27 protein-coding genes and 1 riboswitch are annotated in these 23,242 nt (G+C 65.0%); of the genes, 16 read left to right on the top strand and 11 right to left on the bottom strand.

The genetic code is table 11. The annotated features are described in order from the left end of the window. Positions 1–15 precede the first annotated feature (15 nt). The 7 genes from AC3G7M_RS12955 to AC3G7M_RS12925 form a co-directional block, all read right to left on the bottom strand. Positions 16–993, bottom strand: coding sequence for a malate dehydrogenase (locus tag AC3G7M_RS12955; RefSeq protein WP_489212456.1), 978 nt, complete (start codon positions 991–993; stop codon positions 16–18). Between the two features lie 178 nt (positions 994–1,171). Then, positions 1,172–2,146 (bottom strand): sensor histidine kinase, encoded by a 975-nt coding sequence (locus tag AC3G7M_RS12950; protein ID WP_489212455.1) that lies wholly within the window; start codon positions 2,144–2,146, stop codon positions 1,172–1,174. 97 nt (positions 2,147–2,243) lie between these two features. Beyond that, positions 2,244–3,023 carry an ABC transporter ATP-binding protein gene (locus tag AC3G7M_RS12945; protein WP_489212453.1) on the bottom strand — a complete coding sequence of 260 codons (780 nt, stop codon included), beginning with the start codon at positions 3,021–3,023 and terminating at the stop codon, positions 2,244–2,246. Further along, positions 3,020–3,805 carry an MlaE family ABC transporter permease gene (locus AC3G7M_RS12940; RefSeq protein WP_489212452.1) on the bottom strand — a complete coding sequence of 262 codons (786 nt, stop codon included), beginning with the start codon at positions 3,803–3,805 and terminating at the stop codon, positions 3,020–3,022. Before AC3G7M_RS12940 ends, AC3G7M_RS12945 begins: the two co-directional genes overlap by 4 nt. 40 nt (positions 3,806–3,845) lie before the next feature. Next, positions 3,846–5,144, bottom strand: coding sequence for a flavin monoamine oxidase family protein (locus AC3G7M_RS12935; protein WP_489212451.1), 1,299 nt, complete (start codon positions 5,142–5,144; stop codon positions 3,846–3,848). A 16-nt stretch (positions 5,145–5,160) separates the two neighbouring features. Further along, positions 5,161–6,657 (bottom strand): replicative DNA helicase, encoded by a 1,497-nt coding sequence (locus AC3G7M_RS12930; protein ID WP_489212449.1) that lies wholly within the window; start codon positions 6,655–6,657, stop codon positions 5,161–5,163. A 76-nt stretch (positions 6,658–6,733) separates the two neighbouring features. Then, positions 6,734–7,513 carry a hypothetical protein gene (locus AC3G7M_RS12925; protein WP_489212448.1) on the bottom strand — a complete coding sequence of 260 codons (780 nt, stop codon included), beginning with the start codon at positions 7,511–7,513 and terminating at the stop codon, positions 6,734–6,736. Positions 7,514–7,868: 355 nt separating this feature from the next. Between AC3G7M_RS12925 and AC3G7M_RS12920 the strand changes: the two genes are divergently transcribed. After that, positions 7,869–9,134, top strand: a complete 1,266-nt coding sequence (locus AC3G7M_RS12920) for a porin (protein WP_489212447.1) — start codon at positions 7,869–7,871, stop codon at positions 9,132–9,134. A 115-nt stretch (positions 9,135–9,249) separates the two neighbouring features. On the opposite strand, the gene AC3G7M_RS12915 is transcribed toward AC3G7M_RS12920, so the two are convergent. Next, positions 9,250–10,854, bottom strand: a complete 1,605-nt coding sequence (locus AC3G7M_RS12915) for a Hint domain-containing protein (protein ID WP_489212445.1) — start codon at positions 10,852–10,854, stop codon at positions 9,250–9,252. A 139-nt stretch (positions 10,855–10,993) separates the two neighbouring features. Beyond that, a complete protein-coding gene (locus AC3G7M_RS12910; protein ID WP_489212444.1) occupies positions 10,994–11,293 on the bottom strand; it encodes a hypothetical protein in 300 nt (99 codons plus the stop codon). A gap of 102 nt (positions 11,294–11,395) precedes the next feature. Here AC3G7M_RS12910 and AC3G7M_RS12905 point away from each other — a divergent pair, with 102 nt between their 5' ends. From AC3G7M_RS12905 to AC3G7M_RS12885, 5 genes are all read left to right on the top strand, one after another. Continuing rightward, entirely contained in the window at positions 11,396–11,980 is a 585-nt protein-coding gene (locus tag AC3G7M_RS12905) for a TetR/AcrR family transcriptional regulator (protein ID WP_489212443.1), read from the top strand. An 81-nt stretch (positions 11,981–12,061) separates the two neighbouring features. Next, positions 12,062–12,181, top strand: a riboswitch (TPP riboswitch). 45 nt (positions 12,182–12,226) lie between these two features. Further along, on the top strand, positions 12,227–13,252 hold the full coding sequence (locus AC3G7M_RS12900; protein WP_489216048.1) for an FAD-dependent oxidoreductase: 1,026 nt from the start codon (positions 12,227–12,229) through the stop codon (positions 13,250–13,252). Between the two features lie 13 nt (positions 13,253–13,265). Continuing rightward, positions 13,266–13,430, top strand: coding sequence for a sulfur carrier protein ThiS (thiS, locus tag AC3G7M_RS12895; protein WP_489212442.1), 165 nt, complete (start codon positions 13,266–13,268; stop codon positions 13,428–13,430). Positions 13,431–13,434: 4 nt separating this feature from the next. Further along, positions 13,435–14,202, top strand: a complete 768-nt coding sequence (locus AC3G7M_RS12890) for a thiazole synthase (RefSeq protein ID WP_489212441.1) — start codon at positions 13,435–13,437, stop codon at positions 14,200–14,202. Continuing rightward, on the top strand, positions 14,199–14,807 hold the full coding sequence (locus AC3G7M_RS12885; RefSeq protein WP_489212440.1) for a thiamine phosphate synthase: 609 nt from the start codon (positions 14,199–14,201) through the stop codon (positions 14,805–14,807). The genes AC3G7M_RS12890 and AC3G7M_RS12885 overlap by 4 nt, the downstream gene beginning before the upstream one ends. 25 nt (positions 14,808–14,832) lie before the next feature. Here the strand turns inward: AC3G7M_RS12885 and AC3G7M_RS12880 are convergent, their stop codons facing one another. Then, positions 14,833–15,381, bottom strand: coding sequence for a cytochrome b (locus tag AC3G7M_RS12880; protein WP_489212438.1), 549 nt, complete (start codon positions 15,379–15,381; stop codon positions 14,833–14,835). A gap of 194 nt (positions 15,382–15,575) precedes the next feature. On the opposite strand from AC3G7M_RS12880, the gene AC3G7M_RS12875 reads away from it, so the two are divergent. The 4 genes from AC3G7M_RS12875 to AC3G7M_RS12860 all read left to right on the top strand — a co-directional run bounded on the left by AC3G7M_RS12875 (position 15,576) and on the right by AC3G7M_RS12860 (position 18,110). Next, positions 15,576–15,992, top strand: coding sequence for a COG4315 family predicted lipoprotein (locus AC3G7M_RS12875; protein WP_489212437.1), 417 nt, complete (start codon positions 15,576–15,578; stop codon positions 15,990–15,992). A 27-nt stretch (positions 15,993–16,019) separates the two neighbouring features. After that, a complete protein-coding gene (locus tag AC3G7M_RS12870; protein ID WP_489212436.1) occupies positions 16,020–16,523 on the top strand; it encodes an RNA polymerase sigma factor in 504 nt (167 codons plus the stop codon). After that, entirely contained in the window at positions 16,520–17,317 is a 798-nt protein-coding gene (locus tag AC3G7M_RS12865) for an anti-sigma factor family protein (protein ID WP_489212434.1), read from the top strand. The genes AC3G7M_RS12870 and AC3G7M_RS12865 overlap by 4 nt, the downstream gene beginning before the upstream one ends. A gap of 244 nt (positions 17,318–17,561) precedes the next feature. After that, positions 17,562–18,110 (top strand): mismatch-specific DNA-glycosylase, encoded by a 549-nt coding sequence (locus AC3G7M_RS12860; RefSeq protein WP_489212433.1) that lies wholly within the window; start codon positions 17,562–17,564, stop codon positions 18,108–18,110. Here the strand turns inward: AC3G7M_RS12860 and msrB are convergent. Then, complete coding sequence (gene msrB / locus AC3G7M_RS12855) at positions 18,073–18,483, bottom strand: peptide-methionine (R)-S-oxide reductase MsrB (protein ID WP_489216046.1); 411 nt, start codon at positions 18,481–18,483, stop codon at positions 18,073–18,075. The genes AC3G7M_RS12860 and msrB overlap by 38 nt on opposite strands. Before the next feature lie 139 nt (positions 18,484–18,622). On the opposite strand from msrB, the gene AC3G7M_RS12850 reads away from it, so the two are divergent. From AC3G7M_RS12850 to AC3G7M_RS12825, 6 genes are all read left to right on the top strand, one after another. Then, the gene (locus AC3G7M_RS12850) at positions 18,623–19,219 is read left to right on the top strand and encodes an anthranilate synthase component II (protein WP_489212432.1); all 597 of its coding nucleotides are present in this window, start codon (positions 18,623–18,625) and stop codon (positions 19,217–19,219) included. 38 nt (positions 19,220–19,257) lie between these two features. Continuing rightward, the gene (trpD, locus tag AC3G7M_RS12845) at positions 19,258–20,295 is read left to right on the top strand and encodes an anthranilate phosphoribosyltransferase (RefSeq protein WP_489212431.1); all 1,038 of its coding nucleotides are present in this window, start codon (positions 19,258–19,260) and stop codon (positions 20,293–20,295) included. Between the two features lie 7 nt (positions 20,296–20,302). Further along, on the top strand, positions 20,303–21,130 hold the full coding sequence (gene trpC / locus AC3G7M_RS12840; RefSeq protein ID WP_489212430.1) for an indole-3-glycerol phosphate synthase TrpC: 828 nt from the start codon (positions 20,303–20,305) through the stop codon (positions 21,128–21,130). A 19-nt stretch (positions 21,131–21,149) separates the two neighbouring features. Further along, on the top strand, positions 21,150–21,641 hold the full coding sequence (gene moaC, locus AC3G7M_RS12835; protein ID WP_489212428.1) for a cyclic pyranopterin monophosphate synthase MoaC: 492 nt from the start codon (positions 21,150–21,152) through the stop codon (positions 21,639–21,641). After that, positions 21,638–22,843, top strand: a complete 1,206-nt coding sequence (locus AC3G7M_RS12830) for a molybdopterin molybdotransferase MoeA (protein WP_489212426.1) — start codon at positions 21,638–21,640, stop codon at positions 22,841–22,843. The genes moaC and AC3G7M_RS12830 overlap by 4 nt, the downstream gene beginning before the upstream one ends. A 100-nt stretch (positions 22,844–22,943) precedes the next feature. Next, entirely contained in the window at positions 22,944–23,135 is a 192-nt protein-coding gene (locus AC3G7M_RS12825) for a YqaE/Pmp3 family membrane protein (RefSeq protein WP_489212425.1), read from the top strand. Positions 23,136–23,242: the final 107 nt, after the last annotated feature.

Here is a 23,242-nt window from a genome sequence, read left to right as displayed (position 1 = left end):
ATGGGGCGAACGACATTACTGGCCCAGCGCGGCGGCAATCTCGTCCTGCAGTTCCTTCACCGTCACGGCGATCTTCTCGGCCGAAAAGGCGTCGATCTCCAGACCGGTTACGCGCGTATAGGCGCCGTCGGCGCAGGTCACCGGCACGCCGGCGATGATGCCTTCGGGAATGCCATAGGACCCGTCTGACGGCACGGCCATCGAGACCCAGCCGCCCTTGGTGCCCTGCACCCAGTCATGCATATGGTCGATCGCCGCATTGGCGGCCGAGGCCGCCGAAGACGCGCCGCGGGCTTCGATGATCGCCGCACCACGCTGCGCCACTTTCGGGATGAAGGTCTCGCGATACCAGGCTTCGTCATTGACGACCTGCGGCAGGCTCCGACCACCCGAGGTCGCAAAACGCCAGTCGGCCAGCATGGTCGGCGAATGGTTGCCCCAGATGATCATCTTTTCGACGGTCGAGACCGGCACGCCGGCCTTGGCGGCCAGCTGAGAGAGCGCACGGTTATGATCGAGCCGCACCATCGCCGTCACATTCGCCTTCGGGAAATCGGGCGCGAAGGCGGAGAGAATGCCGGCATTGGTATTGGCCGGATTGCCAACGACGATCACCTTGGCATCGCGCTTCGCATTCTCGTTCAGCGCGCGGCCCTGAACCTTGAAGATCTCGGCATTGGCCAGCAGCAGGTCGGCGCGCTCCATGCCTTTCGAGCGCGGGCGCGAACCCACCAGGAAGGCGGCATCGGCATCGCGGAAAGCGGTCGCCGGATCATCGGTGATGACCACGTCCTGCAGCAGCGGGAAGGCGCAGTCTTCCAGCTCCATCACCACGCCGCGCACCGCGGCCTGGGCCTGCGGCAGATCGAGGAGCTGAAGGATAATCGGCTGGTCGCGGCCGAAAACGTCGCCTTGGGCGAGACGGAACAGGAGCGCGTAGCAAATCTGGCCGGCAGCGCCGGTCACGGTTACGCGTTTTGCGGGACGAGACATGTGAGCGTCCTATGTTCTTCACAGAGACCCGCTGTATGCGCTGTCTGCGGCCGCTTTCCAATCCGCTTATGGGATCGGCGGCATCATGAAATTTGGACCCAGGTCCCCGCAAAAAGAGCAGCCTGCCTCGGCTGGCCGCGGCTCAATCGGCCGCCTGGATCAGGCGCTTTACCTGTCGTCAGACCGCGAAACGGATGCGGCAGCACAGTCCTGCGGCATCGTAGGTGATGTCGGTTTCGCCTTCCTCCTTGCGAAAGGCCGAGCCGATCAGGCGGGTGCCAAAGCCGTGCGCCTGCGGCCGCACCACCGGCGGCCCACCGATTTCGCGCCACTCCAGGTGAACCGTGCCGCCGTTGCGCCGCCACCCGATCTCGACCCGGCCATGGGGCACGGACAGCGCCCCGTATTTGACCGCGTTGGTGGCCAGTTCGTGAATGATCAGCGCCAACGGCGTCGCCGTGCGCGCCGTAATCTGCACCGGCGGTCCGCTGATCTGGCAGTTGTTATAGCCGAACGGGGTCAAAACACGGGTGACCAATAGGTCGAGATTGGCGGGGGTCAGCGCCTCGGTATCGGTCACGTCCAGGGCCAGCGCCAGGCCCAGCGCCTCCAGACGGTCATGAAACTGGTCCTGATAGTCGGCCAGCCCCTTCGCGCGCCGCGCGGTCTGCTGGGAAATTGCCTGGACAAGCCCCATCAGGTTGCGGATGCGGTGGCGCATTTCGCGCGTCAGCAGCAGGGCCTGCGCCTCTGCCTCCCGGTGGGCCTCAACCAGATTTTTGAAAAGGCTGCAGATGACGATGATCACCGCGCCAGACAGGATATAGCCCAGCAGGATGTGCAGATCGTCGGTGTCGATGCGGAACGCACCGGTCGGGTGCAGCCAGAAATAGTCGCCGACCAATGCGCTCAGCACCAGGCAGGTCACGCCTGGACCGAGCCCGCCCCAGAAGGCGGTGATCATGAGGGCCGGGAAGAACGTAAAGAAGACGCCGTGGCTGCCCAAAGTTGCCGCCAGGCCCAGGCGAAGAAGCGCCGCAATCGCGAAACATCCCAGAGCCAATGCCTGACCCTGCCAAAACGTGAGCTGAGCCTGGGGGGCAACTTTCGTCCACCACCGGCCAGCACGTTCCTGCAGAAACCCTCCGGCCATCGTCCTCATTCCGGCCTTATACCTGCATCGCGATAATTGGAGTCCCGAACCAAATTTCTGTCAACTCAGGCCTGTCCGTTCAAGCCTGGTCACGGCGCTATTTGCGCAGTTCCATCTGTATAGGGCCTTCGCGGCGGCCATGGGTAAACTGGTCGACGATCGGATTGCCGGAGTCCAGGATTGTCGCCGCCGGCCCCTCCCAGATGATGCGCCCCTTATACAGCATCGCCGCGCGGTCGCCGATGCGCTGCGTGCTGGCCATGTCATGGGTGATCGCAATCGCCGTGCTGCCCAGGCGCTTCACGCAATCGACGATGAGCCCGTCGATCACCGCACCCATGATGGGATCAAGACCCGTGGTCGGCTCATCGAAAAACATGATTTCCGGCTTGGAGGCGATGGCGCGCGCCAGCGCCACGCGCTTCTGCATGCCGCCGGAGAGTTCCGAGGGGGACAGGTCACCGACCGAGGGGTCCAGACCCACCTGCCCCAGCACCATATTCGCCTTCTCATTCGCGTCCGCCCGGCTGGACTGGCGTTTGGCGACGAGGCCGAAAGCGACGTTGTCGCGCACCGTCATGCTGTCGAACAGCGCACCGTTCTGGAACAGCATGCCGATCTCGCCCCGCGCCGCGTCCCGCGCGCGCCGGCCGAGCTTCAGAATATCCTGCCCGTCGATCTCAATGCTGCCGGCATCCGGCTCGATCAGGCCCAGGACGCACTTCAGCAGCACGGACTTGCCGGTGCCCGAGCCGCCGATCACGACCATGGAGGTACCGGCCGCGACATCGAGATCGACATCGTCCAGCACCAGCTTCGATCCGAACGCCTTGCGGAGCGACCGGATGCGTATCTTGGGAGTGTCAGCCGCGCTCATCGGGTAAAGAAGACCTCGGTCATGCCATAGTCGAGCGCCAGCACCAGGACGGAGGCCAGCACGACGGCGGATGTGGTGGCCGCCCCCACGCCCTCGGCACCGCCCCGGCTGCGATAGCCGTAGAAGCAGCCGGACAGCGCGATCACGAAGCCGAAGACGACGCCCTTGGCGAGGCCGATCGTGATGTCCTCCGTGTGCAGGGCGGCAAAACTGTCCTGGATATAGGACCGGCCGTTAAAGCCCAGCTTGACCGTGCAGACGATGAAGCCGCCGAGCACGCCCAGGATATCGGCGACGACAACCAGCAGCGGCATGGCGATGATGCCGGCCAGCAGCCGCGGCGCCACCAGATACTTCATGGGCTTGGTCGACAGCGTCTGCAGCGCGTCGATCTGATCCGTCACCCGCATGGTGCCAAGCTCTGCCGCCATCGCCGCACCCGCGCGCCCTGCCATCATCAGCGCCGCCATCACCGGCCCCAGTTCACGGGTGACCGACAGCGCCACGACCGTCGCGGTCTGGGATTGCGCGGCAAACCGCGCGAAACCGGTATAGGACTGCAGGGCGATGACCATGCCCGCGAAAATCGCAGTCAGCGCCACCACCGGAAGCGACAGGAACCCCATGCCGAAAATCGCGCGGCCGAACAGACGCGGATAATAGGGTGGCAGGACGATATGGATCAGCCCTTCGACCCCGAAGATGGCGAGAGCCCCAGCAGACCGGCAGGAGGAGATGGCGCCGCGCCCGATGGCCGCGACCCCGTTCAGAATCGTATTCATGCCTCCAGATAGACGTGATGGATGCGCATGCCCAGAGCGGTCAGGATGTCATCTGCGTAAGGTCTGCCTCGCTTTGCCCCAGGACAATGGCCGCCGCGCGCCGGCCGTCCAGAATGGCGCCGCCCACCGTGCCCGCCATGCCGTCGGTGCGGCAGGCCTCCCCGGCAAAGACCAGCCGGCCGCCGGCCAGGGGCTCGGCCAGCGTCGCGCGGGCCGCTGTCGCGCCCGGCCTCGCATAGGTATAGGCGCCCAGATGATGGGGGTCCGTGCCCCAGTCTGTGGTGATGCCGCCCGCGCCGAAGATGCGATCGGCGTCATGGCCCAGCATGTCGCGCCAGACCTCCCGCGCAAAAGCCACAGCCGCCGCCGGATCGCGCGCCAATTCCCACGCCGTCTCGCCACCCACAAAGCCGATGACATGGTCCGTGTTCCGCGGCCAGGCGATGAAACTGATGAAAGGATCGCCCAGCTTGTCCAGACAGCGGAACAGCTGCGTCGGACCGTCCATCCCCAGACGGTCACCCGTGGCTGAGCGCAGCACGATCTTACTGAGCAGGCCCATCGGCAGGTCGGCGATGGCCTGCGCGGTCTGCACCGGCAAAGCGGGCGCGAAGCCGATCCGCCCGGCGGCCAAAACGCCGACCGAGACGGTGACGATGACGGACCCCGCCGCGATCACGCCCTCAGGCGTCTCCACCCGCACCTGCGGACCGCTCCAGTCGATGCGGGTCGCCGGGCAGTTCAGGCGAATCTCGCCGGCGCTTTCGGCCAGCATGTCCCGCAGCAGCTGCCCGAGCCCCTGCTCGGCCATCATATTGCTGCCGCCGAGCTGGTTCAGGCAGAAATCCGCGAGGCTGAGACAGCGCGCGTCGGAGGCTTCGATCAGCCCCGCCTCCCAGGCCTCGATCGTGGGCGCGAAGGGGTTTTGCTGGCGGAAAGGTCCGATCGCCTCGGCCAGCGCCACATCCGGGGTTTTGGCATGCGCGAAGACGCGCTCGAACCATGCCGCTTCGGCGGTCTCATACGCCGCGTGATCGGCGGCACTCGCTTCGCGGCCGCCGATGAACATGCGGCTCGGATTGCCGAAGGCTTCGCGCAGCGGCACGCCCCGCGCCCGCGCTTCGGCTACCAGCGGATTTTGCTCCGCCATATGCAGCCAGGCCGCCCCCTCATCCAGCCAGGCACCGCCGAGGAATGCGGGGCGCACCGTGCGTGCCCGGCCACCCGGCTGGCCTGAGGCTTCCAGCACAAGGGTTGTCTTGCCCGCCGCCCGCAAGCGGGTGGCGGCCGCGAGGCCAGCGGCACCCGCACCGATAATCAGAACATCGACAGAGGTCATAGCGTGCAGCCTACGATCAACGGCTGTCGTCGTGGACTTGGTCCAGATCGCCGAAGCGGGTGAATTCGCCCTCGAAGAAAAGGTCGATCTTGCCGGTGGGGCCGTGGCGCTGCTTGGCGATATACAGCTCGGCCTTGTTATGGACGCGCTCCATATCCTGCTGCCACTTGTCGAGCGCCGCTTGGAACTTGTCTTCCGAATCGAAGCTCATCTGCTGCGGAGCCCGCTGGGCCAGGTAATATTCGTCGCGGTAGATGAACATGACCATATCCGCATCCTGCTCGATCGAGCCGGATTCGCGCAGGTCGGACAGCTGCGGCCGCTTGTCCTCACGGTTTTCGACCGCACGGCTGAGCTGGGAGAGCGCGATGACGGGCACCGACAATTCCTTCGCCAGCGCCTTCAGCCCCTGGGTGATCATGCTGATTTCAAGCACGCGGCTTTCCGGCCTTGTGCCGGCCGCCGGGCGCATCAGCTGCAGATAATCGACGATCACCAAGGCCAGGCCCTTGCTGCGCTTCAGGCGCCGGCAGCGCGTGCGCAGCGCCGAGAGGGTGATCGCCGGCGTGTCGTCGATTTCCAGCGGCAGCTGCGCCAGATCCCGCGACACCTGGACGAACCGGTCGAAATCCTTGGGCCCGATGTCGCCGCGGCGGATACGGTCGCCGCTGACGCGGGCCTCCTCGGCGAGCAGACGGGCGGCGAGCTGCTCGGAACTCATTTCCAGCGAAAAGACCGCGACTGAGCCCTTCATATGCGGATCGCCGCCGCCTTCCTTGCGCGACTCGGCGAGTGATGCGCGCGCAGCACCGGAGGCGACCTTGGTGACCAGTGCTGTCTTGCCCATGCCCGGCCGGCCGGCCAGGATGACAAGATCGGAGGGGTGCAGGCCGCCGGTCTTGGCGTCCAGATCGCGCAGACCGGTCGACAGGCCCGAGACGCCGCCGGAGCGCTGAAAGGCGCGTTCGGCGCTTTCGATCGCCAGCGACAGCGCCTTCTCGAAGCTGATGAAGCCGCCTTCGCTGCCGCCTCTGGTCGCCAGGTCGAACAGCTGCTGCTCGGCCGCTTCCATCTGGTCGCGGCCATCCAGCTCGGGCTCGGCCCCGAAGGCGCGATTGACCAGGGTCTCGCCGACATCGATGAGCTGGCGGCGCAGCCAGGCGTCATGGACGGTCTTGCCGTAGTCGCCGGCATTGATGATGCCGATCATGGCGGTGAGCAGCTGAGCCAGATATGCCGTGCCACCGACCTCGTTCAGCAGGCCGGAATGCTCGAACTCGGCCTTCAGGGTGACGGCGTCGGCCAATTGCCCGGATTCGACGCGCCGCGAGATCGCCTGAAAGATGCGCCCGTGAATGGGATCGGCGAAATGTTCGGGGGCCAGGAATTCGGACACCCGTTCATAGGCTTTGTTATTGGCAAGCAGCGCGCCGAGCAGGGCCTGTTCAGCCTGGAGGTTGCTGGGCGGCAGCCGCTGGGTGAGGCCCGCGAGCGGTGAGTCGATGTGATTCATCCCACCACCATACGCCTGTGTGACGGTTTTAATCACCTCCCCCGTCTGTGGAGATCGGGGATAAGCCCGCGGCCGGTTAGCGCCGTATGGGCGGCAGCACCAGCCTGTGGCCCGCGTCCCGCGCCCGGGTCAGAATCACCCCGCACACATCCTCCGCGCTCATCGGCTCTTCGGTGACCCGGCCCGGCTCGCAGTGGCGGAAGACCACGCCACTATCCGCGCCGGCTTGGGTCAGCCAGCGGCGCATATGGGTGACCGGCATCAGGCGGGGATCATCGACCAGCGTAATAACCGAGGTCCCGCGCGCCGTGTTGGACCGGAAGCGTCCAAGATGGATCTGCATGCTGGCGCGCTCGATCCGCAGCTGGGTCACGATCAGCCGCTCCAATTCCAGGGCGCGAAAGGCCCCTGCGGCGTGAAGCGCGAGCAGAGCCCGGTCCCTTATGTCTGCCGGCCCACTATCGCCGATCGCGCGCAGGGTCTCGCTCCAGATGCGCATCGTCGGCCGCCGTACGGGCGCCTGGTCGCTCTCGGCCATCTGCGCCAGGATGTCGCGGATGCGCTGACTCTCCGGCAGCACCAGCGGCGAGGCCAGGCCGCTCTGCCGGTGCATATAGCCGATGGTCGCGATATGCCGGTTCAGGGCCGCTATGCTGCTGCCGCTCTGACGCACGGATTCCAGAAAGCGGCAAATGGTGTCCACCTCGGCCGGAAGTTCGGCGACGCCTGCCCCGGCGCACCACAGGGTAAATCGGCTCCAATCGATCTGATAGGCCCGGGCAGTCGCCTCCGATACCGTTTTCTCACCCCGCTGTGCCGCCCGCTGATCCTCTCCAGTCCGAAATACCATGGACATGTCGGAATGATCAGTCATCACGCCGCTCTCAAACATTTCGATCACCGACTACCCTTCTGCCCTGATGTCGCGGGGGGACCGAAGCCCGCCGGCGCATCGCACAGTAGTGTGGGATTACTTCCCACTCAATCACTACAAATATAACGATGGAAACAAATAGTAACTGCGCTAATATTTATTGAAATAATGTCCCGACAGGAACAATAATACATCAGAACAATGTGGCATTATCGACGCAGTCGTCGGTATTTAAATGCAACAATCCTCATGATTATTGCATTTCGTGGTCGATCGCCGAAAAGTCCGACCCCACGCTTCGGTATCTGCCGCGGCGCCACCAATCAGCGAGATCATCATGCGCATTCCCCTTCTGGCGAGTACCGCCATCGCAGTTGCCGCCAGCGTCCTCTCACCGTTGGCTCATGCTCAGACCGCGGAACCGGGATCGGTGACAGTAAGGCTCAATGGCCGCGTCAACTGGTACGCGGGCGTCGAGAGTTCATCGCTCGATTCCATCAGCGGCACGAAAACCTCGACCGCCGGCTTCCTCGGCTATCTCCGCCTCTTTCCGGGTTTCGACGGCGTCGCCGCAAACGGCCTGCACTACGGTGCCGCCGCTGAAATCCGCATGAACAGCGGCAGCTCGGCGAGTTCGGAAACTCTCTATGTTCACCAGGCCTACGGCTATCTTGGCCTGCCGCATATCGGCCAGGTCAGTTTCGGCCAGGAAAACGGTCCGGTCGTGCTCTTCGAGACGGGCACTTTCGAGGCCTTTAATGATGGCGGCTGGTGGGGCGATCTGCCGGCCCTGGTGCCCACCAATGCCGAACCCGTCTATCCCTTCGTTGATAACGGCGGCTTCAACCAGGAGACGAGCAAGATCGTCTACCTGTCGCCGACCATCGCCGGTTTCCAGTTCGCCTTCGGCTTCACGCCGAACCAGACGGCTGAAAACTACACGGCAGCCGACACCACCGTCACGACAGCGGTCTCCGGCGGCACGCCGCGCAACGTCGTCGATTTCGGCGGCCAGTATACCCAGACCTTTGGCCCCGTCGGCATCCAGGCAGGCGCCGACTATATGTTCTCCGGTCAGGTTGCCGGCACGGGCACCCAGAGCGAAAGCTACACCACGCCGAGCGGCTACAAGGATCTCAGCATCTTCTCAGGTGGCGCGACGGCCACCATCGCGGGCGTTACCTTCGGCGGCAATGTCGTGGGCGGCAACTTCAACCAGGTGTCCGGCTATACCTTCGAGCTGGAACCCGACGGCGGCAAATCCGCGATTGGCTGGCTGGGCGGCGCGCAATACACGGCGGGACCGATTACGTTTGGCGCGAGTTATTTCGTGTTCAATACCACCGGCGATCTGCCCGGCGGCATTGATTCAGGCTCCGGTGCCACCATCACCTCGGCGGGTCTGACGACAGGCCAGCAGTCCAACAATGGCTTTGCCGCGGGTGCCACCTACACGCTGGTGCCGGGCGTCAGCCTGTTCCTCGACTACGACTACGGCTGGCGCCACCAGGGTGGTTATGATTTCTCAACTGGCAAGGCCGGCACCGAGCATAACGACACTCAGGCCCAACTCTTCGGCTTCGGCACGCAGATCCAGTGGTAATATAGTCACGTCCAGCGCGATCTGACGGTCGCGCTGGGGTAACGGACTTCAGCAGGGCGCCGGCCGCGCAAGCGGCCGGCGCCCTTTTGTCCAGAGTCCTGGCGTCTTGCCCGCGTTACGCGGCGCGATGCGCCTGGCCGGCCGCTGCGTTCACCCGCGCGCGCAGTCGCTCAACCTCCACCCCCGCCACCTTGAAGGGGGCCGCACCCAAGGCATCCATGATCAGCGTGACGTCCCGCGCCGCGCTACCCCAGGCGGGATGCAGGGCGAGTGCGCCCGCGCCATTGCTGAAAGCGCCACGGTCGCCGGTATCCAGATAGGTTTCCACCGGGAGCCCTTCCGCCAGCACAACGTCATGCGACTCCAGCTCGATATGGAAATAGCGCACCGCATCGACCGCAACCTGGCGGATGCTGTCACCGTTGATGAGCTGCTTCACCGGCACCAGCACGCCCTCGCCAAAGACGGCATGATCGGGGGACAGAAAAAGCGCGCGCGCCGGCAGCCCTGGCCCGAAGGCATGGGCGCTGATCCGCACCGGGTGAACACGCGAAGGCTCGGCATGACGCGCGCACTCGACCGTGCGGTGCCCCACCCAGCGGATCGGCCGCGCGGTTCCGCGCAGCGTCATGACCGTCATGCCCGGTATCAGATTTTCCACCGCAACCGGCCCGGCGGGCGTCGCCAGATGCGTGCCCTCCGCGAAGCAGGCCGCCTCGATCGCAATATAGCCGCCGCCGGCATTGTCGACATTGAACATGATGCTCTTGCCCAGAAAGGCATCGAGCCCGGAATTGACATAGGCGCCGGTGCCGGCATCGGCCCCTCCCGAGAGAGTGTTCTCGCTTTGGTCATTGCCCAGCACGTAATCCAGAATCGTCGCGGTGCCGGTGGAACTGTCGGCCGTGAGCGTCAGGCTATTGACCGGCGCGTCATAGGTGATGCTGGTGCCGGCGGGGATGAAGGTATTCGGTGCGCCGGTATCCAGCACAATCCCGGTCTCGGACCCGGTGGTGCCATTGGTGGCAATCGTGCCATTCACGATCTGTTCGGAATAGACGTAGTTGTCATAGGAATTCGTGGTCGATCCGGCCATGGCGATGGTGCCTGACGCCGCATAATCCGCGATCTGCTGATCGGTCAGTCCGAGCTGCAGCGTGCCGATGGCATAGGTGCCGCCATCGGCGATGGTGCCGATGCTCGAGAGGCTATTGAGGGTGATGATATAGCCTTCCGACAGCGATGTGCCGAATTCCTTGAGGAGCGATTCAAGGCCGTCCTTGTCTGCTAGAGAGACGCCGAAATCCCCGTAGAAGTTGCTGTAAAGCGGCGGGCCGCCGTCCGACGCGTTGGTCGTATTCCATTCGACATCCGAGTTCGTGCTCGTATTCGTGTTCGTAACCGTCGAGATCTGCACCACCGTGCCGTCGGTCGAGACCGTGCCACCGGTGCTGTTTTCGAGCGTAATGGCGGTCGAGACCAGCGTGCCGTTATACTCCAGGCCGCTGCTATAGGTGTTGCTGGCGGTAATGCCGGTGCTGACAGTCGTGCCCCAGGCTGCGTCATCGGCAATCCAGAAGCCTTTGCCGCCCGTGTCGAACTCATACATCTGATAGGTCTGGCCACCGTCCAGGCTGACCTCGATGCCGATTTTATAAATGCCATCGGCATCGACCAGGTAAAGCGGCACATCAAAGGTGTCTGACGAAGTTTCGCTCACGGTAACTCTCGCATCCTCTGGACAGCTGTCCCGGCCGATGATGCCGCGAAACTGGCCGCTTGAATAGTATCGGAAGCGTTACGCGATGACATATTACCTTGACGAAACGACCATCAGCACCAGTCGCGGCTTACCTTCTTCATAGCGACTGCAAAATCTCGTCATGGGTTGACCCCGCGATGAAGCAGAGTGCCACCTCACCCAGCATCTGCTGGAATTCCGTATCGGTGTTGATGGTCTGATGATCCCGCGCATAGGCCGCCAGATCGGCATGGACGGATGACCAGAAGATGCGCGTCGGGTTGCCCGCCAGCGGCCGGCTGATCGCAATATCGATGCCGTGCTTCTCCGCGATCAGGGTGCTGGCGCGGCGCACGAAGGCGAAGGCTTCGCTGGTCTTGCCGGGGGCGATGGCGGCACTGCGTATCCAGGTGATCATGAGCCTTGCTCCATTTTGTAGCACTCGATACAAACGCTCTAGATATCGCGCTTCGGCGCGTCAAGCAGTATTTGTAGCGCACGATACAAAATGGAGGCGCCGGTGGCCCGCGCTTTGGCGTTCGATTATGAGGCGGCGATGGCCCGCGCGACCGACACTTTCTGGCGCGGCGGCTATGATGCGACCTCGCTGCGTGACCTGCTCAAGGCGATGGGGATCGGCGAAGGCTCGTTCTACAACAGCCTCGGCAGCAAGAAGAACGCCTATCTGGAGTGCCTGAAGCTTTACGACGCAACCGTGAACCGCCGCCGCGGCGCGGCCTTCATGGCGGCCGGCACGGCCGCCCTTGGCCTGCGCGCCTTCTTCGCCGATATCCTGGATAGTCTGGATGATCCCAGCATGCCGCGGGTCTGTCTGCTGGCGGGCTCCCTCACCCCGGCCGTGCTCGAGGAAGCGGCGCTGCAGGACTATATGCAGGAACAGGTCGCCTCCTGGATCAGCCATCTGGCAGATCGCTTCGCGGCGGACCAGCGGCAGGGCCTGCTGCCACCATCCTTTGACGGCGAAACGACGGCCGCCATTATCGTGACCTATGTGCAAGGCCTCTGGCGCCTCGCCCTCATCGACTATGACAGGACGCGGTTTGAGCGGCAGATCGAGTGTCTGCTGACGGGGCTTGGCCTGTAGCGGGGCCCCTCACCCCAGCATCGATCCCGTACGGCACGCAATCTCGGGCGTTTTGACGGCCCCGCTGGTGAGGCCTAAAGTGAGACCACCAAGGGGAGCCCCAATGAGGGGCTGAGAGGCCATTCGGGTATTTCCCGGCAATGGCGACCCTTAGAACCTGATCCAGGTCATGCTGGCGAAGGGATGGATGTCTACGGACAATGCGGCTTTTCGGGCCGCCCCTTCCCTCACCACATCCCGGGTCGCATGGATGGGGTTGCGTCTTTGCCTGTCTCAGTCACAGTTATCGGCGCCGGCATTGCCGGCCTGACCACCGCCTGGGCCCTCACCGAGGGCGGCGCTGACGTGCGGGTGATCGAGCGCAGCGCAAGCCTCGGCACACAGGCCTGCACGCGCTATGCGGGCGGCATGCTGGCCCCCTGGTGCGAGGCGGAATCCGCCGAGCCGCTCGTCGTCGCGCTGGGTCAGGAAGCGCTCGCCTTCTGGCCAAGGGCCTTCCCGCCCACCGTCCAGCGCGGCAGCCTGGTGCTGGCGCTGGGGCGCGACGCGCCGGACCTCTCGCGCTTTGCCCGCCGCACGCAGCGCTTCGAGATGCTGGACGATGCCGGCATCGGCGCCCTGGAACCCGATCTGGCCGGCCGTTTCCGGCAAGGCCTGTTCTTTGCCGACGAAGCCCATCTCAACCCCCGCGCTGTCCTGCCCGCGCTGGTAGACGCCTTGACAGCCCGCGGCGTGGTCTTCGACTTCGGCCGGGAGGCGGATGCCGATGATCCGTCCCTCGGCCCCGTCGCCGATTGCCGCGGCCTCGCCGCGGAAGACCGGATTGATGATCTGCGCGGCGTCAAGGGTGAGATGCTGATCCTGCGCTGCCCGGCGCTCTCCCTCAGCCGTCCCGTCCGCCTGCTGCATCCGCGCTTTCCGCTCTATATCGTGCCGCGCGGCGACGGCGTCTTCATGTTGGGCGCCACCATGCTGGAAAGCGGCGAGCGCCACCGCGTTACCGCGCGCTCGGTCGTGGAACTGCTCAACGCGGCCTATGCGCTGCATCCAGCCTTTGCCGAGGCCGAGATTCTGGAAATGGGCGCCGATGCGCGGCCCGCCTTCGCTGACAATCTGCCACGTCTGCGCCCCTTCGGCCCAGGCCGCCTGCGCGTCAACGGGCTCTACCGGCATGGCTTCCTGCTCTCACCGGCGCTCGCGACACGCGCGGCCGCCTATCTGCTCCATGGCACGCTTTCCCCGGAGGTGATGGATGAAAATCCTCGTCAATAATCAAGAACAGACCGTGTCGAGCACCAGCCTCGCCGAGGCGCTGACGGAACTCGGCTATGACGGCACGGTCATCGCGACCGCGCTCAATGGTGACTTCACACCGCGCGCATCCCGCGCCCAGACGGTTCTGCAAGACGGCGACCGTCTGGAACTGCTGGCGCCGATGCGGGGAGGCTAGAGCGATGAAGGTTTATGGCGTTTCGCTGTCATCGCGACTGCTGCTGGGCACATCGCAATATCCCTCCCCCGCTATCATGGCAGAGGCGGTGCGGCGCTCAGGCGCCGAGGTCGTCACGTGCTCGCTGCGCCGCGAATCCGGCGCCGAGCGCGCGGGCCAGAGCTTCTGGTCGATCATCCGAGACCTAGGCGTGCGCGTGCTGCCCAATACCGCCGGCTGCCATTCCGTGCGCGAGGCGGTGACGACGGCGCAGATGGCGCGCGAGGTGTTTGCAACTAACTGGATCAAGCTCGAAGTCATCGGCAATCATGACACGCTGCAGCCGGATGTTTTTGGGCTGGTGGAAGCCGCGCGTATCCTCGCGGCCGACGGGTTTGAGGTTTTTCCCTATACGACGGAGGATCTGATCGTGGGCGAAAAGCTGCTCGATGCCGGCTGCCGCGTGCTGATGCCCTGGGGCGCGCCGATTGGCTCGGGTCGTGGCTTGAACAACCTGTATGGCCTGCGCGCTATGCGGGCGCATTTCCCCGATACGCCGCTGGTCATCGATGCTGGCATAGGACTTCCGTCCCATGCCGCACAGGCGATGGAACTCGGTTTCGATGCCATTCTGCTCAATACCGCGGTGGCGAAAGCCGGTGACCCGGCGCTGATGGCCGAAGCCTTTGCCGGGGCCATCACGGCCGGACGGCAGGCTTATGACGCGGACCCGATGCCGCCGCGCGACATGGCGGAACCCTCCACCCCTGTTCTGGGCCTCGCCTTCCGATGATCCTCGATCCCTTCTACCTCATTGTCGACCGCGCCTCCTGGCTGGAGCGGCTTTTGCCGCTGGGTGTGAAGCTCGTCCAGCTGCGGGTGAAAGAACAACCGGATGCTGTGCTGCGGGCGGAGATCGCCCAGGCGCGGGACCTGTGCGCTCAGGCCGGCGCGGTGCTTGTCGTGAACGACTATTGGCAGATCGCCATCGACCTCGGCTGCACCTTCATCCATCTTGGCCAGGACGATCTGGCGGATGCCGATCTGCCCGCCATCCGCCGTCACGGCCTGGCGTTGGGCGTCAGCACGCATGATGATGCGGAACTGGATCGCGCCCTTTCCGTCGCGCCTGATTATATCGCCCTCGGTCCGGTCTTCCCGACCATCCTCAAGCAGATGCCCTGGGCGCCCCAGGGTGTGCCGCGGGTGACGGAGTGGAAGCGGCGTGTGGGCTCGGTGCCGCTGGTCGCCATCGGCGGTCTGACGCCCGACCGTGGCCGCGCAGTGCTGGATGCCGGCGCCGACAGCGCGGCCGTGGTGACGGATGTGCTGCTGAATGCAAACCCTGAAGCCCGGGCGCAGGAATGGCTCGCGGCGACGGCACCCTGGCGCGCCTAGTCATTATCGACCGCAAAACGACGCCTCAACCGGTCATGCGTTCCAGCACGCCATCACGCAGCCAGACGCGATGACCCAGGGCCACAAGCCCATGGCCACAGGCCACGATGATGATGGCCCAGGCCAGATACTCATGAGTCATGGACATAATCGGCCGCAGATCCGGCGCATAGACAAAGGGCGACGGGATATGAATCAGCCCGAATACATCGACGCTGCGCCCGCGCACCCAACGCTTCGATAGACCCGTCGCTACCTCGATGATCATCATCACATAGAGCAGCGAATGCACGGCATGCGCGGCCGTCGCCTGCAGGCGGGGCAAGGTCGTGGGCAGCCGGCGTCCCCAGACAAGCCGCCACAGGATGCGGAAGAGAAGCGTCGCGACAAGGCACACGCCAAGCGACACATGCAGCCGCACCAGCTCGCCCGCCAGATCGTCGCCGACGCGGCTCCAAAGAAGCGTCAGCAAAAACTGGATGATGATCTGGACGGCCATCAGCCAGTGCAGGATGCGTGTGACGCGGTCGTAATGCCGGGCTGCGGGCGCCGCAGATGCTGGATGCAATGGCATGATCAAATCCCTCGAATGATGGGTGTACGTGCCACCACAACACCGCGGGCCTGGCTTTATTCCATGACGCAGGCACTCCCGCGGGACTTTTAAATTTGCCCGGCTAGAGAAAAAGTTTGGGAATAAAGCGCGGGCGCCGGTGTTGACCCTGTGACACGATCAATCGTGCCGCCATTCATCCCGGAGAGACCATTATGAAGCGCGCTATGCTCGCCGCCTGTGCTTTTCTTGTCACCGCGCCCCTCGCCTTCGCGGCCGCACTCCCCTTTGCATCGGAAAAGACGCAGAAAGGCGTGGTATTGACCGATGCCCGCGGCATGACGCTCTATATTTTCGACAAGGACAGCAAGGGAAAGTCCGCGTGCTACGGCGAATGCGCCGAAGACTGGCCGCCCTTCCTCGCCAAAGCGGCCGATGCCGCCAGCGGCCCCTTTGGGCTGGTCACCCGCAAGGACGGGCAAAAGCAATGGGCCTTCAACGGCATGCCGCTCTATTACTGGCAGGATGACACCGCCAAGGGGCAAGCGACCGGGGATGGCGTGGGCGGCGTATGGCATGTCGTGCCCACCGTGCAGACCGCGGCGGGCAGCACCTCCGGCGGGTCCTGGTAGAGGCTGCGGCCGAAGGACCAAGACCGCATGACGGCCTTTCTGGATGAGGTGGAAACGTCCATTCCGGCTTTGCGGCGCTATGCCCGCGCGCTCTGTCATGACCGGAACGCGGCCGACGACCTCGTCCAGGATTGCCTGGAGCGGGCGTTGCGGAAACGGTCCCTGTTCCGGGCCATCGGCCCGGTCAGGCCCTGGCTGTTCCGCATCCTGCTCAATCTGTATCGCAATGAGAGACGGCGCCTGGGGCGACAAGGGGTTCATGTGTCGATCGACGCCACAGCGGATTACGCAAGCATCGCGGGCAATCAGTATGCCCGGCAAGAACTTGCGGGCATTGCCCAGGCGCTTCAGCACCTCCCGCCAGAACAGCGCGAGGCGCTGCTTCTCGTCGCACTGGAAGGCATGACCTATGAGGAGGCATCGGATATTCTCGAAGTGCCTGTAGGCACCGTCATGTCGCGGATCAGCCGGGCGCGTCAGGCACTGCGGGTGGCGACCGACGCGGCACCGAAACTGCGGAGCGTGAAATGATGCCACAACCCGAAGGCATTATCAGTGATGCCGATCTCATGGCCTATCTCGACCGCTCGCTGGATGCCGCGCGCACGGCGCAGATCGAAGCCGCGCTCGCCCTCGATCCTGACCTGCGGTTGCGCCTCGCCGAATGGCAGCACCAGAACGCCCTCATGGTCAGCCTGTATCAGCCGACGGCCAGCGAGCCCCTGCCGTCCCGTCTCGACGTGCGGCGGATGGAAGCTGATCGGCAGGATCGGCAGCACATGTGGCAGCGTCTGGCGGCGGCGGCGGTGCTGTGCGTCGCAATCGGCGCAGGCGGCGGATGGTATGTAGCCCAAAAAGATATCGGATTGTCCGGCCCTGACACCACGCAGCAGGCGTTTGCCGGTCTGATGGACAATGCGCTGGCCGCGCACCGGCTCTATGCGGCAGACCCGACACGCCCGGTTGAAGTGAGCGGCAATGATGGAGGCGCGCTCGGCATCTGGCTCTCCAAGCGGCTTGATCGCAAGCTCACGATTCCAAATCTGGAAAACGTGGGATGGCATCTGGTGGGCGGCACGCTTCTGCCCGTGGGGGACAAGCCCGGCGCGCAAATCATGTATGAGGACAGTGAAGGGCGGCGCCTCACGCTGTTCTTCACGCCTGTCCTGCGCCAGAAGGACAATGCCCCGCCCCGCTTCGCAACCTCTGCTGACCTGAATGTCATGAACTGGACCGATGCGGGGCTGAACTGCACGATCGTGGCGCCGATCGCACGCCAGGACATCAAGCAGATTGCAGCCGAGATCTATGACCAGTTGATTTGATCATCATCTGAAAGCCTGTGTTTCCTACCGGCCGATCAGCCGATGGCTGCTACCTACCCGCTTGGCAATGGTTTGGCACGTTCAACCCGCGCCAGTTCTTTCGGACTGTGCATGGCCTCCCACAGGTCGCTGCGCCGCTGCGCGTTCAGCCAGAAATCAGGACTGTTGCCGAAGACGCGCGCCAGGACCTCGCCGCGACGCCTTAGCGCACGACGGAACCTCAATCCCTTGCTATCGTTATCGCATGGATAGGTTGCCAGTCCCCGACATCCTCCCCGACCTGCTGGAGACGGGGCTTGATCTCGTCATCTGCGGCACGGCGGCCGGTGCCGTCTCGGCCGCCCGTGGCGCCTATTACGCGGGGCCCGGAAACCGCTTCTGGCCCATCCTGGCCGAAACGGGGCTTACGCCGCATCGCTTTCAGCCGTCAGACTTCCCGGCCCTTCTGGCGCTTGGCATCGGTCTCACTGATATCTGCAAGACGGAATCAGGGCAGGATGAGGCGCTGCCGCGTCATGGTTTCGACCGTGACCGGCTGCACGCGGCGATGGCCCTCTACCGCCCCCGTCTTCTCGCCTTCAACAGCAAGCGCGCGGCCGCCGAATTTTTCGCAGTGCCGACCGGCCGCCTTGCCTATGGGGCGCAACCGCCGCTCGCAGACATGCCGGAGATATGGGTTTTGCCCTCCACCTCCGGCCTGGCCTGCCGCGCATGGCATCCCGAACCATGGCACGCCATGGCGCAGCGCAGTCTCGCTATTCGGCGGGAACGAAGTTCAGCACCAGCCCGTTGATGCAATAGCGCTCAAAGCTCGGCGGCGGCCCGTCCGGGAAAACATGGCCAAGATGCCCGCCGCAATTGGCGCAATGCACTTCCGTGCGCAGCATGCCGTGGCTGCGATCTTCCGTCGTCTCCACCGCGCCGGCCAAGGGCGTGTCGAAGCTCGGCCAGCCGGTGCCGCTCTCGAATTTGGTGTCGCCGCGAAACACCGGATTGCCACAGCCCACGCATTCAAATGTGCCAGGGCGCTTTTCGCGCAGCAGCGCGCAGGAGCCGGGGCGCTCCGTCGCATGGCCGCGCAGGATCGCAAATTGCTCCGGCGTCAGCCTGGCGCGCCATTCAGCCTCGGTCAGCGTGACCGGAAACGTCTTTCCGCCCGTCTGCATGTCCATGCTATGTGTCCTTAAAGGTCCGCTACAGCGGATTATCCGTCACTATCGGTAGCCCGGCCCTGTTATAGGCCGCAACCCAGCCGTTCCGGCCTTCCAATTGACCATGGCCGCCCGTCCAGCGCAGAATATTGGCATGATCCTCCTCATCGACAACTACGACAGCTTTACGTTCAACCTCGTGCAGTTCTTCGGCGATCTCGGCGCCGCATGCGAGGTCTGGCGTAATGACGCGCTGTCCGTGGATGAGGTGATGCAGAAGCAGCCCGAGGCGATCGTGCTCTCGCCCGGTCCCTGCACACCGAATGAGGCCGGCATCTGCCTCGATGTCATCCAGGCGGCGGCAGGCAAGATCCCGCTTTTTGGCGTCTGCCTCGGCCATCAGGCCATCGGCCAGGCCTTCGGCGGCCATGTGCTGCGCGCGCCGACACCCATGCATGGCAAGATCAGCCCGGTCACGCATGGCAATTCGGATATTTTCGAGGGACTGCCGTCCCCCTTCAATGCGACGCGCTATCACAGCCTGATCGTCGAGCGCGACACGCTGCCCGAAACCCTGGTGCCCACCGCCTTTACGGAAGACGGGCTCATCATGGGACTGCGGCACCGCTCGCTGCCCGTCTTCGGGGTCCAGTTCCATCCCGAGAGCATCGCCAGCGAGCACGGGCACAAGATCCTGTCGAACTTTCTGGATATCGCCCGCGGCCGCAATACGCCCGCGCGTGCCGCCTGACCGCGAACGGCCCAATCAGCGATGATGAGTGACAGCGCATGACCGGCGCCATCCGTCCTCTATTGACGCGGCTGGCCCGCGGCGAAAGCTTGACCGAGGCGGAAGCCGAGGGTGCCTTCGGCGCCATCATGAGCGGTGACGCGACACACGCCCAAATCGCCGGCCTGCTCATGGCCATGCGCGTGCGCGGCGAGACGGTCGCCGAAATGGTCGGCGCCGTCCGCGCATTGCGCAGCCGCATGGTCGCCATCACGCCGCCGCCTGGCGCCATCGATGTTTGCGGCACCGGCGGCGATGAGCAGGGCACGCTGAATATCTCGACCGCCGTCACCTTCGTCGTCGCCGGCTGCGGCGTGCCGGTCGCGAAGCACGGCAACCGGGCGCTGTCCTCCAAATCCGGCGCGGCGGATGTGCTGGAGCATTTGGGCATCGGCGTCGCCCTGCCGCCTGCCGCCTTGGAAGACCTGCTCGCCCGCACCGGCTGCGTGTTTCTATTCGCGCCCGCCCATCACCCGGCGCTGCGCCACGCCGCGCCTGTTCGCGCCGAGCTTGGCACCCGCACGCTGTTCAACCTGCTCGGGCCGCTTGCCAATCCGGCGCGCGTGACGCGCCAGTTCACCGGCGTTTTCGCCAGTCACTGGACCCGCCCCGTCGCGGAAGCGCTCAGCCATCTCGGCACGGAAGCCGCATGGATCGTCCATGGCCAGGGGCTGGATGAGCTGACGCTCGCCGGGCCGAACCATGTCTCGGTTCTCACCCATGGCCGGGTCGAGGATGTCATTCTGCATGCCGGGGATGTCGGCCTGCCCACGGCCCCGTTGTCCGCCTTGCGCGGCGGCGATGCGGCGGCCAATGCCGGGGCCCTGCAGCGCCTGATGGACGGCGAGCCGGGCCCGTACCGCGACACTGTTATCCTTAACGCCGCCGGCGCCTTGCTGGTGGCCGGCCGCGTGGCTAGCCTTGCCGAAGGCGTCACAGCCGCCACCACCTCATTGGATGAGCGCCGTGCGCTCGGCGCGCTTGACACTTTGCGCCGGGAAAGCCAGCTCCTCTCCTCAGCGATTTCCAAGCATTGACGGAAGCATGAATTCACACATTCCCGACGTCCTGATCCAGATCTGCAATGACACAAGGGCTGAGACCGCCCGCCGCAAGGTGGAAGCGCCGGTCGAGGCGCTGAAGCAGCGGATCGCCGTCCAGACGCCGCCGCGCGGTTTCGGCCGCCGCCTGATGGATCACGTCAATCTGCATCGCGTCGCGCTGATCGCCGAAATCAAGAAGGCCTCGCCCTCGGGCGGGCTGATCCGCCCGGATTTCGATCCGCCGTCCCTGGCGCGTGCCTATCAGGATGGCGGTGCCACCTGCCTGTCGGTGCTCACCGACGGCAAGTATTTCCAGGGGGAGACGGCGGATCTGGTCGCCGTACGGGCAGCCGTGCCGATGCCGGTGCTGCGCAAGGATTTCATTCTCGAACCCTGGCAGGTCTATGAAAGCCGGGCGATGGGGGCGGATTGCATTCTGCTCATCCTGGCCGCCCTTTCCGACGATCAGGCGCGTGAGCTGGAAGCACTCGCCCGCGCGCTCGATATGGACGTGCTGGCCGAAGTGCATGATGAGGCTGAGCTCGGCCGCGCGCTTGGGCTGCAGACGCCGCTGATCGGCATCAATAACCGCAATCTCAAGACCTTGAAGACCGATCTTCAGACGGCGGTGACGCTCGCCCCGCATGTCCCGCCTGACCGGTTCCTGATTGCCGAAAGCGGCATCCAGACCCCGGATGACGTGAAGCGCCTGATCGATGCCGGGCTGCAATGCTATCTGGTCGGCGAAAGCCTGATGCGTCAGGCCGATGTCGCCCAGGCCGTGCGTGACCTGATCGGCGCGCAGCGAGCCACAGACGCCGCCGCCTAACCTCGACAAAGGCCGGCCGATGACCGAGAAAACTGGCGACCGGCTGACCCATTTCGATGCCTCCGGCCAGGCCGTTATGGTCGATGTCTCGGGCAAGCCCGAGACGGCGCGGGAAGCGACCGCCCGCGCCCGCATCACCATGCTGCCCGAAACCTTGATGCTCATTCAAAGCGGCGAAGCCAAAAAGGGCGACGTCCTGGGCGTCGCGCGTCTCGCGGGCATCATGGCCGCCAAGCGCACGGCCGATCTTATTCCGCTCTGCCATCCTCTGCCGATCGCGGCCGTCACCCTCGCCTTTGAGGTGAATGTCAGCGGTTCGAGCATCGAGATTACAGCGACCGTCCGCACCACGGGGCGCACGGGCGTGGAGATGGAGGCGCTGACCGCGGCCTCGGTCGCCGCACTCACCATCTACGACATGTGCAAGGCGGTCGATCGCGGCATGGTGGTTGACGGCTTGCGCGTCACCGCCAAATCCGGCGGTGCATCCGGGGATTTTGCCGCGCCATGATTTCCGTCACCGAAGCGCGCAGCCGCATCCTCGCCGGGCTCACGCCCACCGCCGCCGAAACGGTCTCGCTGATGGCGGCCTCCGGCCGCGTTCTGGCCGCCCCTTTGATCGCGCGCCTGTCCAATCCGCCGGCCGATGTCTCGGCCATGGACGGCTATGCGGTGCGGGCCGCGGACGCGGTGGCGGGCGCGCGGCTGCGGCTGATTGGCGCGGCACCCGCGGGCCATCCCTTCGCGGACCGGGTCGAGCGCGGCGAGACCGTGCGGCTCTTCACCGGCAGCACCGTGCCCGCAGGCGCGGATACGATCCTCATCCAGGAAAATGCCACGGCGGACGGCGACTGGGTGACGGTGAATGCGGCGCCGCCGCTGGGGCGCCATATCCGCGTTCACGGTGCCGATTTCGCAGAAGGTGAGACGGTCGCGGCAGGTGGCCTGCGGCTGCATCCGCGGCTCATCGGCCTGGCCGCCGCCGCCGGCCATCCTTGGGTCGCCGTCCATCGCCGGCCGCGCATCGTCATCCTCTGCACGGGCGATGAAATCGCCCTCCCGGGAGAGCCCCTGCCGCCCGGTGGCGTGGTCTCCTCCAACGGTCCGGCCCTCGCCGCCCTGGTGCGCGCGGCGGGCGGTGACCCGGTCCTGCTGCCGACGGTGCCGGACGATCTGCCGGCCATCGCCGCCGCGGCCCGCGCCGCGCGGGGTGCCGATCTGCTGGTGACCACGGGCGGCGCCAGCGTCGGCGCGCATGATCTGGTCCAGCAAGGCCTTGCCTCTGCCGGCCTGGTGCTCGATTTCTGGCGCATCGCCATGCGGCCGGGCAAGCCGCTGATGCATGGGCATTTGGGGGATGTGCCGATGCTGGGCCTGCCCGGCAATCCGGTCTCCGCCCTGGTCTGCGCCATTCTGTTTCTGGTCCCCGCCATCGAGCGGATGCTGGGCCTGCCCGGCGACCCGCCCTTGGCTGAGCCGGTGCGGCTGGCCGCCGACCTGCCGGCGAATGACATCCGCGAGGATTACGTGCGCGCCTCGCTTCTCGTGCGCGAAGATGGCGGCTGGGCGGCCTATCCCTATCAGACTCAGGATTCGGGGCAGATCAGCCGGCTGGCGGCAGCCGACGCCTTACTTGTCCGGCCGCCCTTCGCGCCGGCTTTGGCGGCCGGCGCCATGGTGCCGGCCATCCGCCTCGGTCCTCTGGGGCTGTGACCGCTATGCTGTCCAGGATGACAGAGCGAAACTTCACCCTATCTGGACAAAGCGGCAATGCCGCCGCTGGTTTTAATCGACATAAGAGATAGAGGTTCCCATGCGTCTTCTCCTGGCGCTGCTGCTGCCCGCCGTATCCTTTTTCTTTATCGGCCGCCCCTGGTCCGGCCTTCTGTGCCTGATCCTGCATTTGACCATCATCGGCTGGATACCCGCGGCGATCTGGGCAGTCTACGCCCTCAATCAGTATGAAACCGACCGCAAGCTGCGTCTGGCTGGCTGGGGCCGCTGAAATCCTGACCGCGGCCTGCCGGACGACAGCAACAGCCATCGGGGACCATTGATTTATGTGATTAATGTCTTCCCTTGCGGGTCATATCGTTTGTAAAACGGATAGCC

This window comes from Acidisoma sibiricum (assembly GCF_057837225.1).
This window is presented reverse-complemented; position numbering and strand designations above follow the sequence as displayed.

What these genes read in the sequence shown, in the direction of transcription:
- AC3G7M_RS12955 (WP_489212456.1), bottom strand. Translation starts at nt 993, where the DNA reads ATGTCTCGTCCCGCAAAACGCGTAACCGTGACCGGCGCTGCCGGCCAG.
- AC3G7M_RS12950 (WP_489212455.1), bottom strand. Translation starts at nt 2,146, where the DNA reads ATGGCCGGAGGGTTTCTGCAGGAACGTGCTGGCCGGTGGTGGACGAAA.
- AC3G7M_RS12945 (WP_489212453.1), bottom strand. Translation starts at nt 3,023, where the DNA reads ATGAGCGCGGCTGACACTCCCAAGATACGCATCCGGTCGCTCCGCAAG.
- AC3G7M_RS12940 (WP_489212452.1), bottom strand. Translation starts at nt 3,805, where the DNA reads ATGAATACGATTCTGAACGGGGTCGCGGCCATCGGGCGCGGCGCCATC.
- AC3G7M_RS12935 (WP_489212451.1), bottom strand. Translation starts at nt 5,144, where the DNA reads ATGACCTCTGTCGATGTTCTGATTATCGGTGCGGGTGCCGCTGGCCTC.
- AC3G7M_RS12930 (WP_489212449.1), bottom strand. Translation starts at nt 6,657, where the DNA reads ATGAATCACATCGACTCACCGCTCGCGGGCCTCACCCAGCGGCTGCCG.
- AC3G7M_RS12925 (WP_489212448.1), bottom strand. Translation starts at nt 7,513, where the DNA reads ATGTCCATGGTATTTCGGACTGGAGAGGATCAGCGGGCGGCACAGCGG.
- AC3G7M_RS12920 (WP_489212447.1), top strand. Translation starts at nt 7,869, where the DNA reads ATGCGCATTCCCCTTCTGGCGAGTACCGCCATCGCAGTTGCCGCCAGC.
- AC3G7M_RS12910 (WP_489212444.1), bottom strand. Translation starts at nt 11,293, where the DNA reads ATGATCACCTGGATACGCAGTGCCGCCATCGCCCCCGGCAAGACCAGC.
- AC3G7M_RS12900 (WP_489216048.1), top strand. Translation starts at nt 12,227, where the DNA reads ATGGATGGGGTTGCGTCTTTGCCTGTCTCAGTCACAGTTATCGGCGCC.
- AC3G7M_RS12890 (WP_489212441.1), top strand. Translation starts at nt 13,435, where the DNA reads ATGAAGGTTTATGGCGTTTCGCTGTCATCGCGACTGCTGCTGGGCACA.
- AC3G7M_RS12885 (WP_489212440.1), top strand. Translation starts at nt 14,199, where the DNA reads ATGATCCTCGATCCCTTCTACCTCATTGTCGACCGCGCCTCCTGGCTG.
- AC3G7M_RS12880 (WP_489212438.1), bottom strand. Translation starts at nt 15,381, where the DNA reads ATGCCATTGCATCCAGCATCTGCGGCGCCCGCAGCCCGGCATTACGAC.
- AC3G7M_RS12875 (WP_489212437.1), top strand. Translation starts at nt 15,576, where the DNA reads ATGAAGCGCGCTATGCTCGCCGCCTGTGCTTTTCTTGTCACCGCGCCC.
- AC3G7M_RS12870 (WP_489212436.1), top strand. Translation starts at nt 16,020, where the DNA reads ATGACGGCCTTTCTGGATGAGGTGGAAACGTCCATTCCGGCTTTGCGG.
- AC3G7M_RS12865 (WP_489212434.1), top strand. Translation starts at nt 16,520, where the DNA reads ATGATGCCACAACCCGAAGGCATTATCAGTGATGCCGATCTCATGGCC.
- AC3G7M_RS12860 (WP_489212433.1), top strand. Translation starts at nt 17,562, where the DNA reads ATGGATAGGTTGCCAGTCCCCGACATCCTCCCCGACCTGCTGGAGACG.
- msrB (WP_489216046.1), bottom strand. Translation starts at nt 18,483, where the DNA reads ATGCAGACGGGCGGAAAGACGTTTCCGGTCACGCTGACCGAGGCTGAA.
- AC3G7M_RS12850 (WP_489212432.1), top strand. Translation starts at nt 18,623, where the DNA reads ATGATCCTCCTCATCGACAACTACGACAGCTTTACGTTCAACCTCGTG.
- trpD (WP_489212431.1), top strand. Translation starts at nt 19,258, where the DNA reads ATGACCGGCGCCATCCGTCCTCTATTGACGCGGCTGGCCCGCGGCGAA.
- trpC (WP_489212430.1), top strand. Translation starts at nt 20,303, where the DNA reads ATGAATTCACACATTCCCGACGTCCTGATCCAGATCTGCAATGACACA.
- moaC (WP_489212428.1), top strand. Translation starts at nt 21,150, where the DNA reads ATGACCGAGAAAACTGGCGACCGGCTGACCCATTTCGATGCCTCCGGC.
- AC3G7M_RS12830 (WP_489212426.1), top strand. Translation starts at nt 21,638, where the DNA reads ATGATTTCCGTCACCGAAGCGCGCAGCCGCATCCTCGCCGGGCTCACG.
- AC3G7M_RS12825 (WP_489212425.1), top strand. Translation starts at nt 22,944, where the DNA reads ATGCGTCTTCTCCTGGCGCTGCTGCTGCCCGCCGTATCCTTTTTCTTT.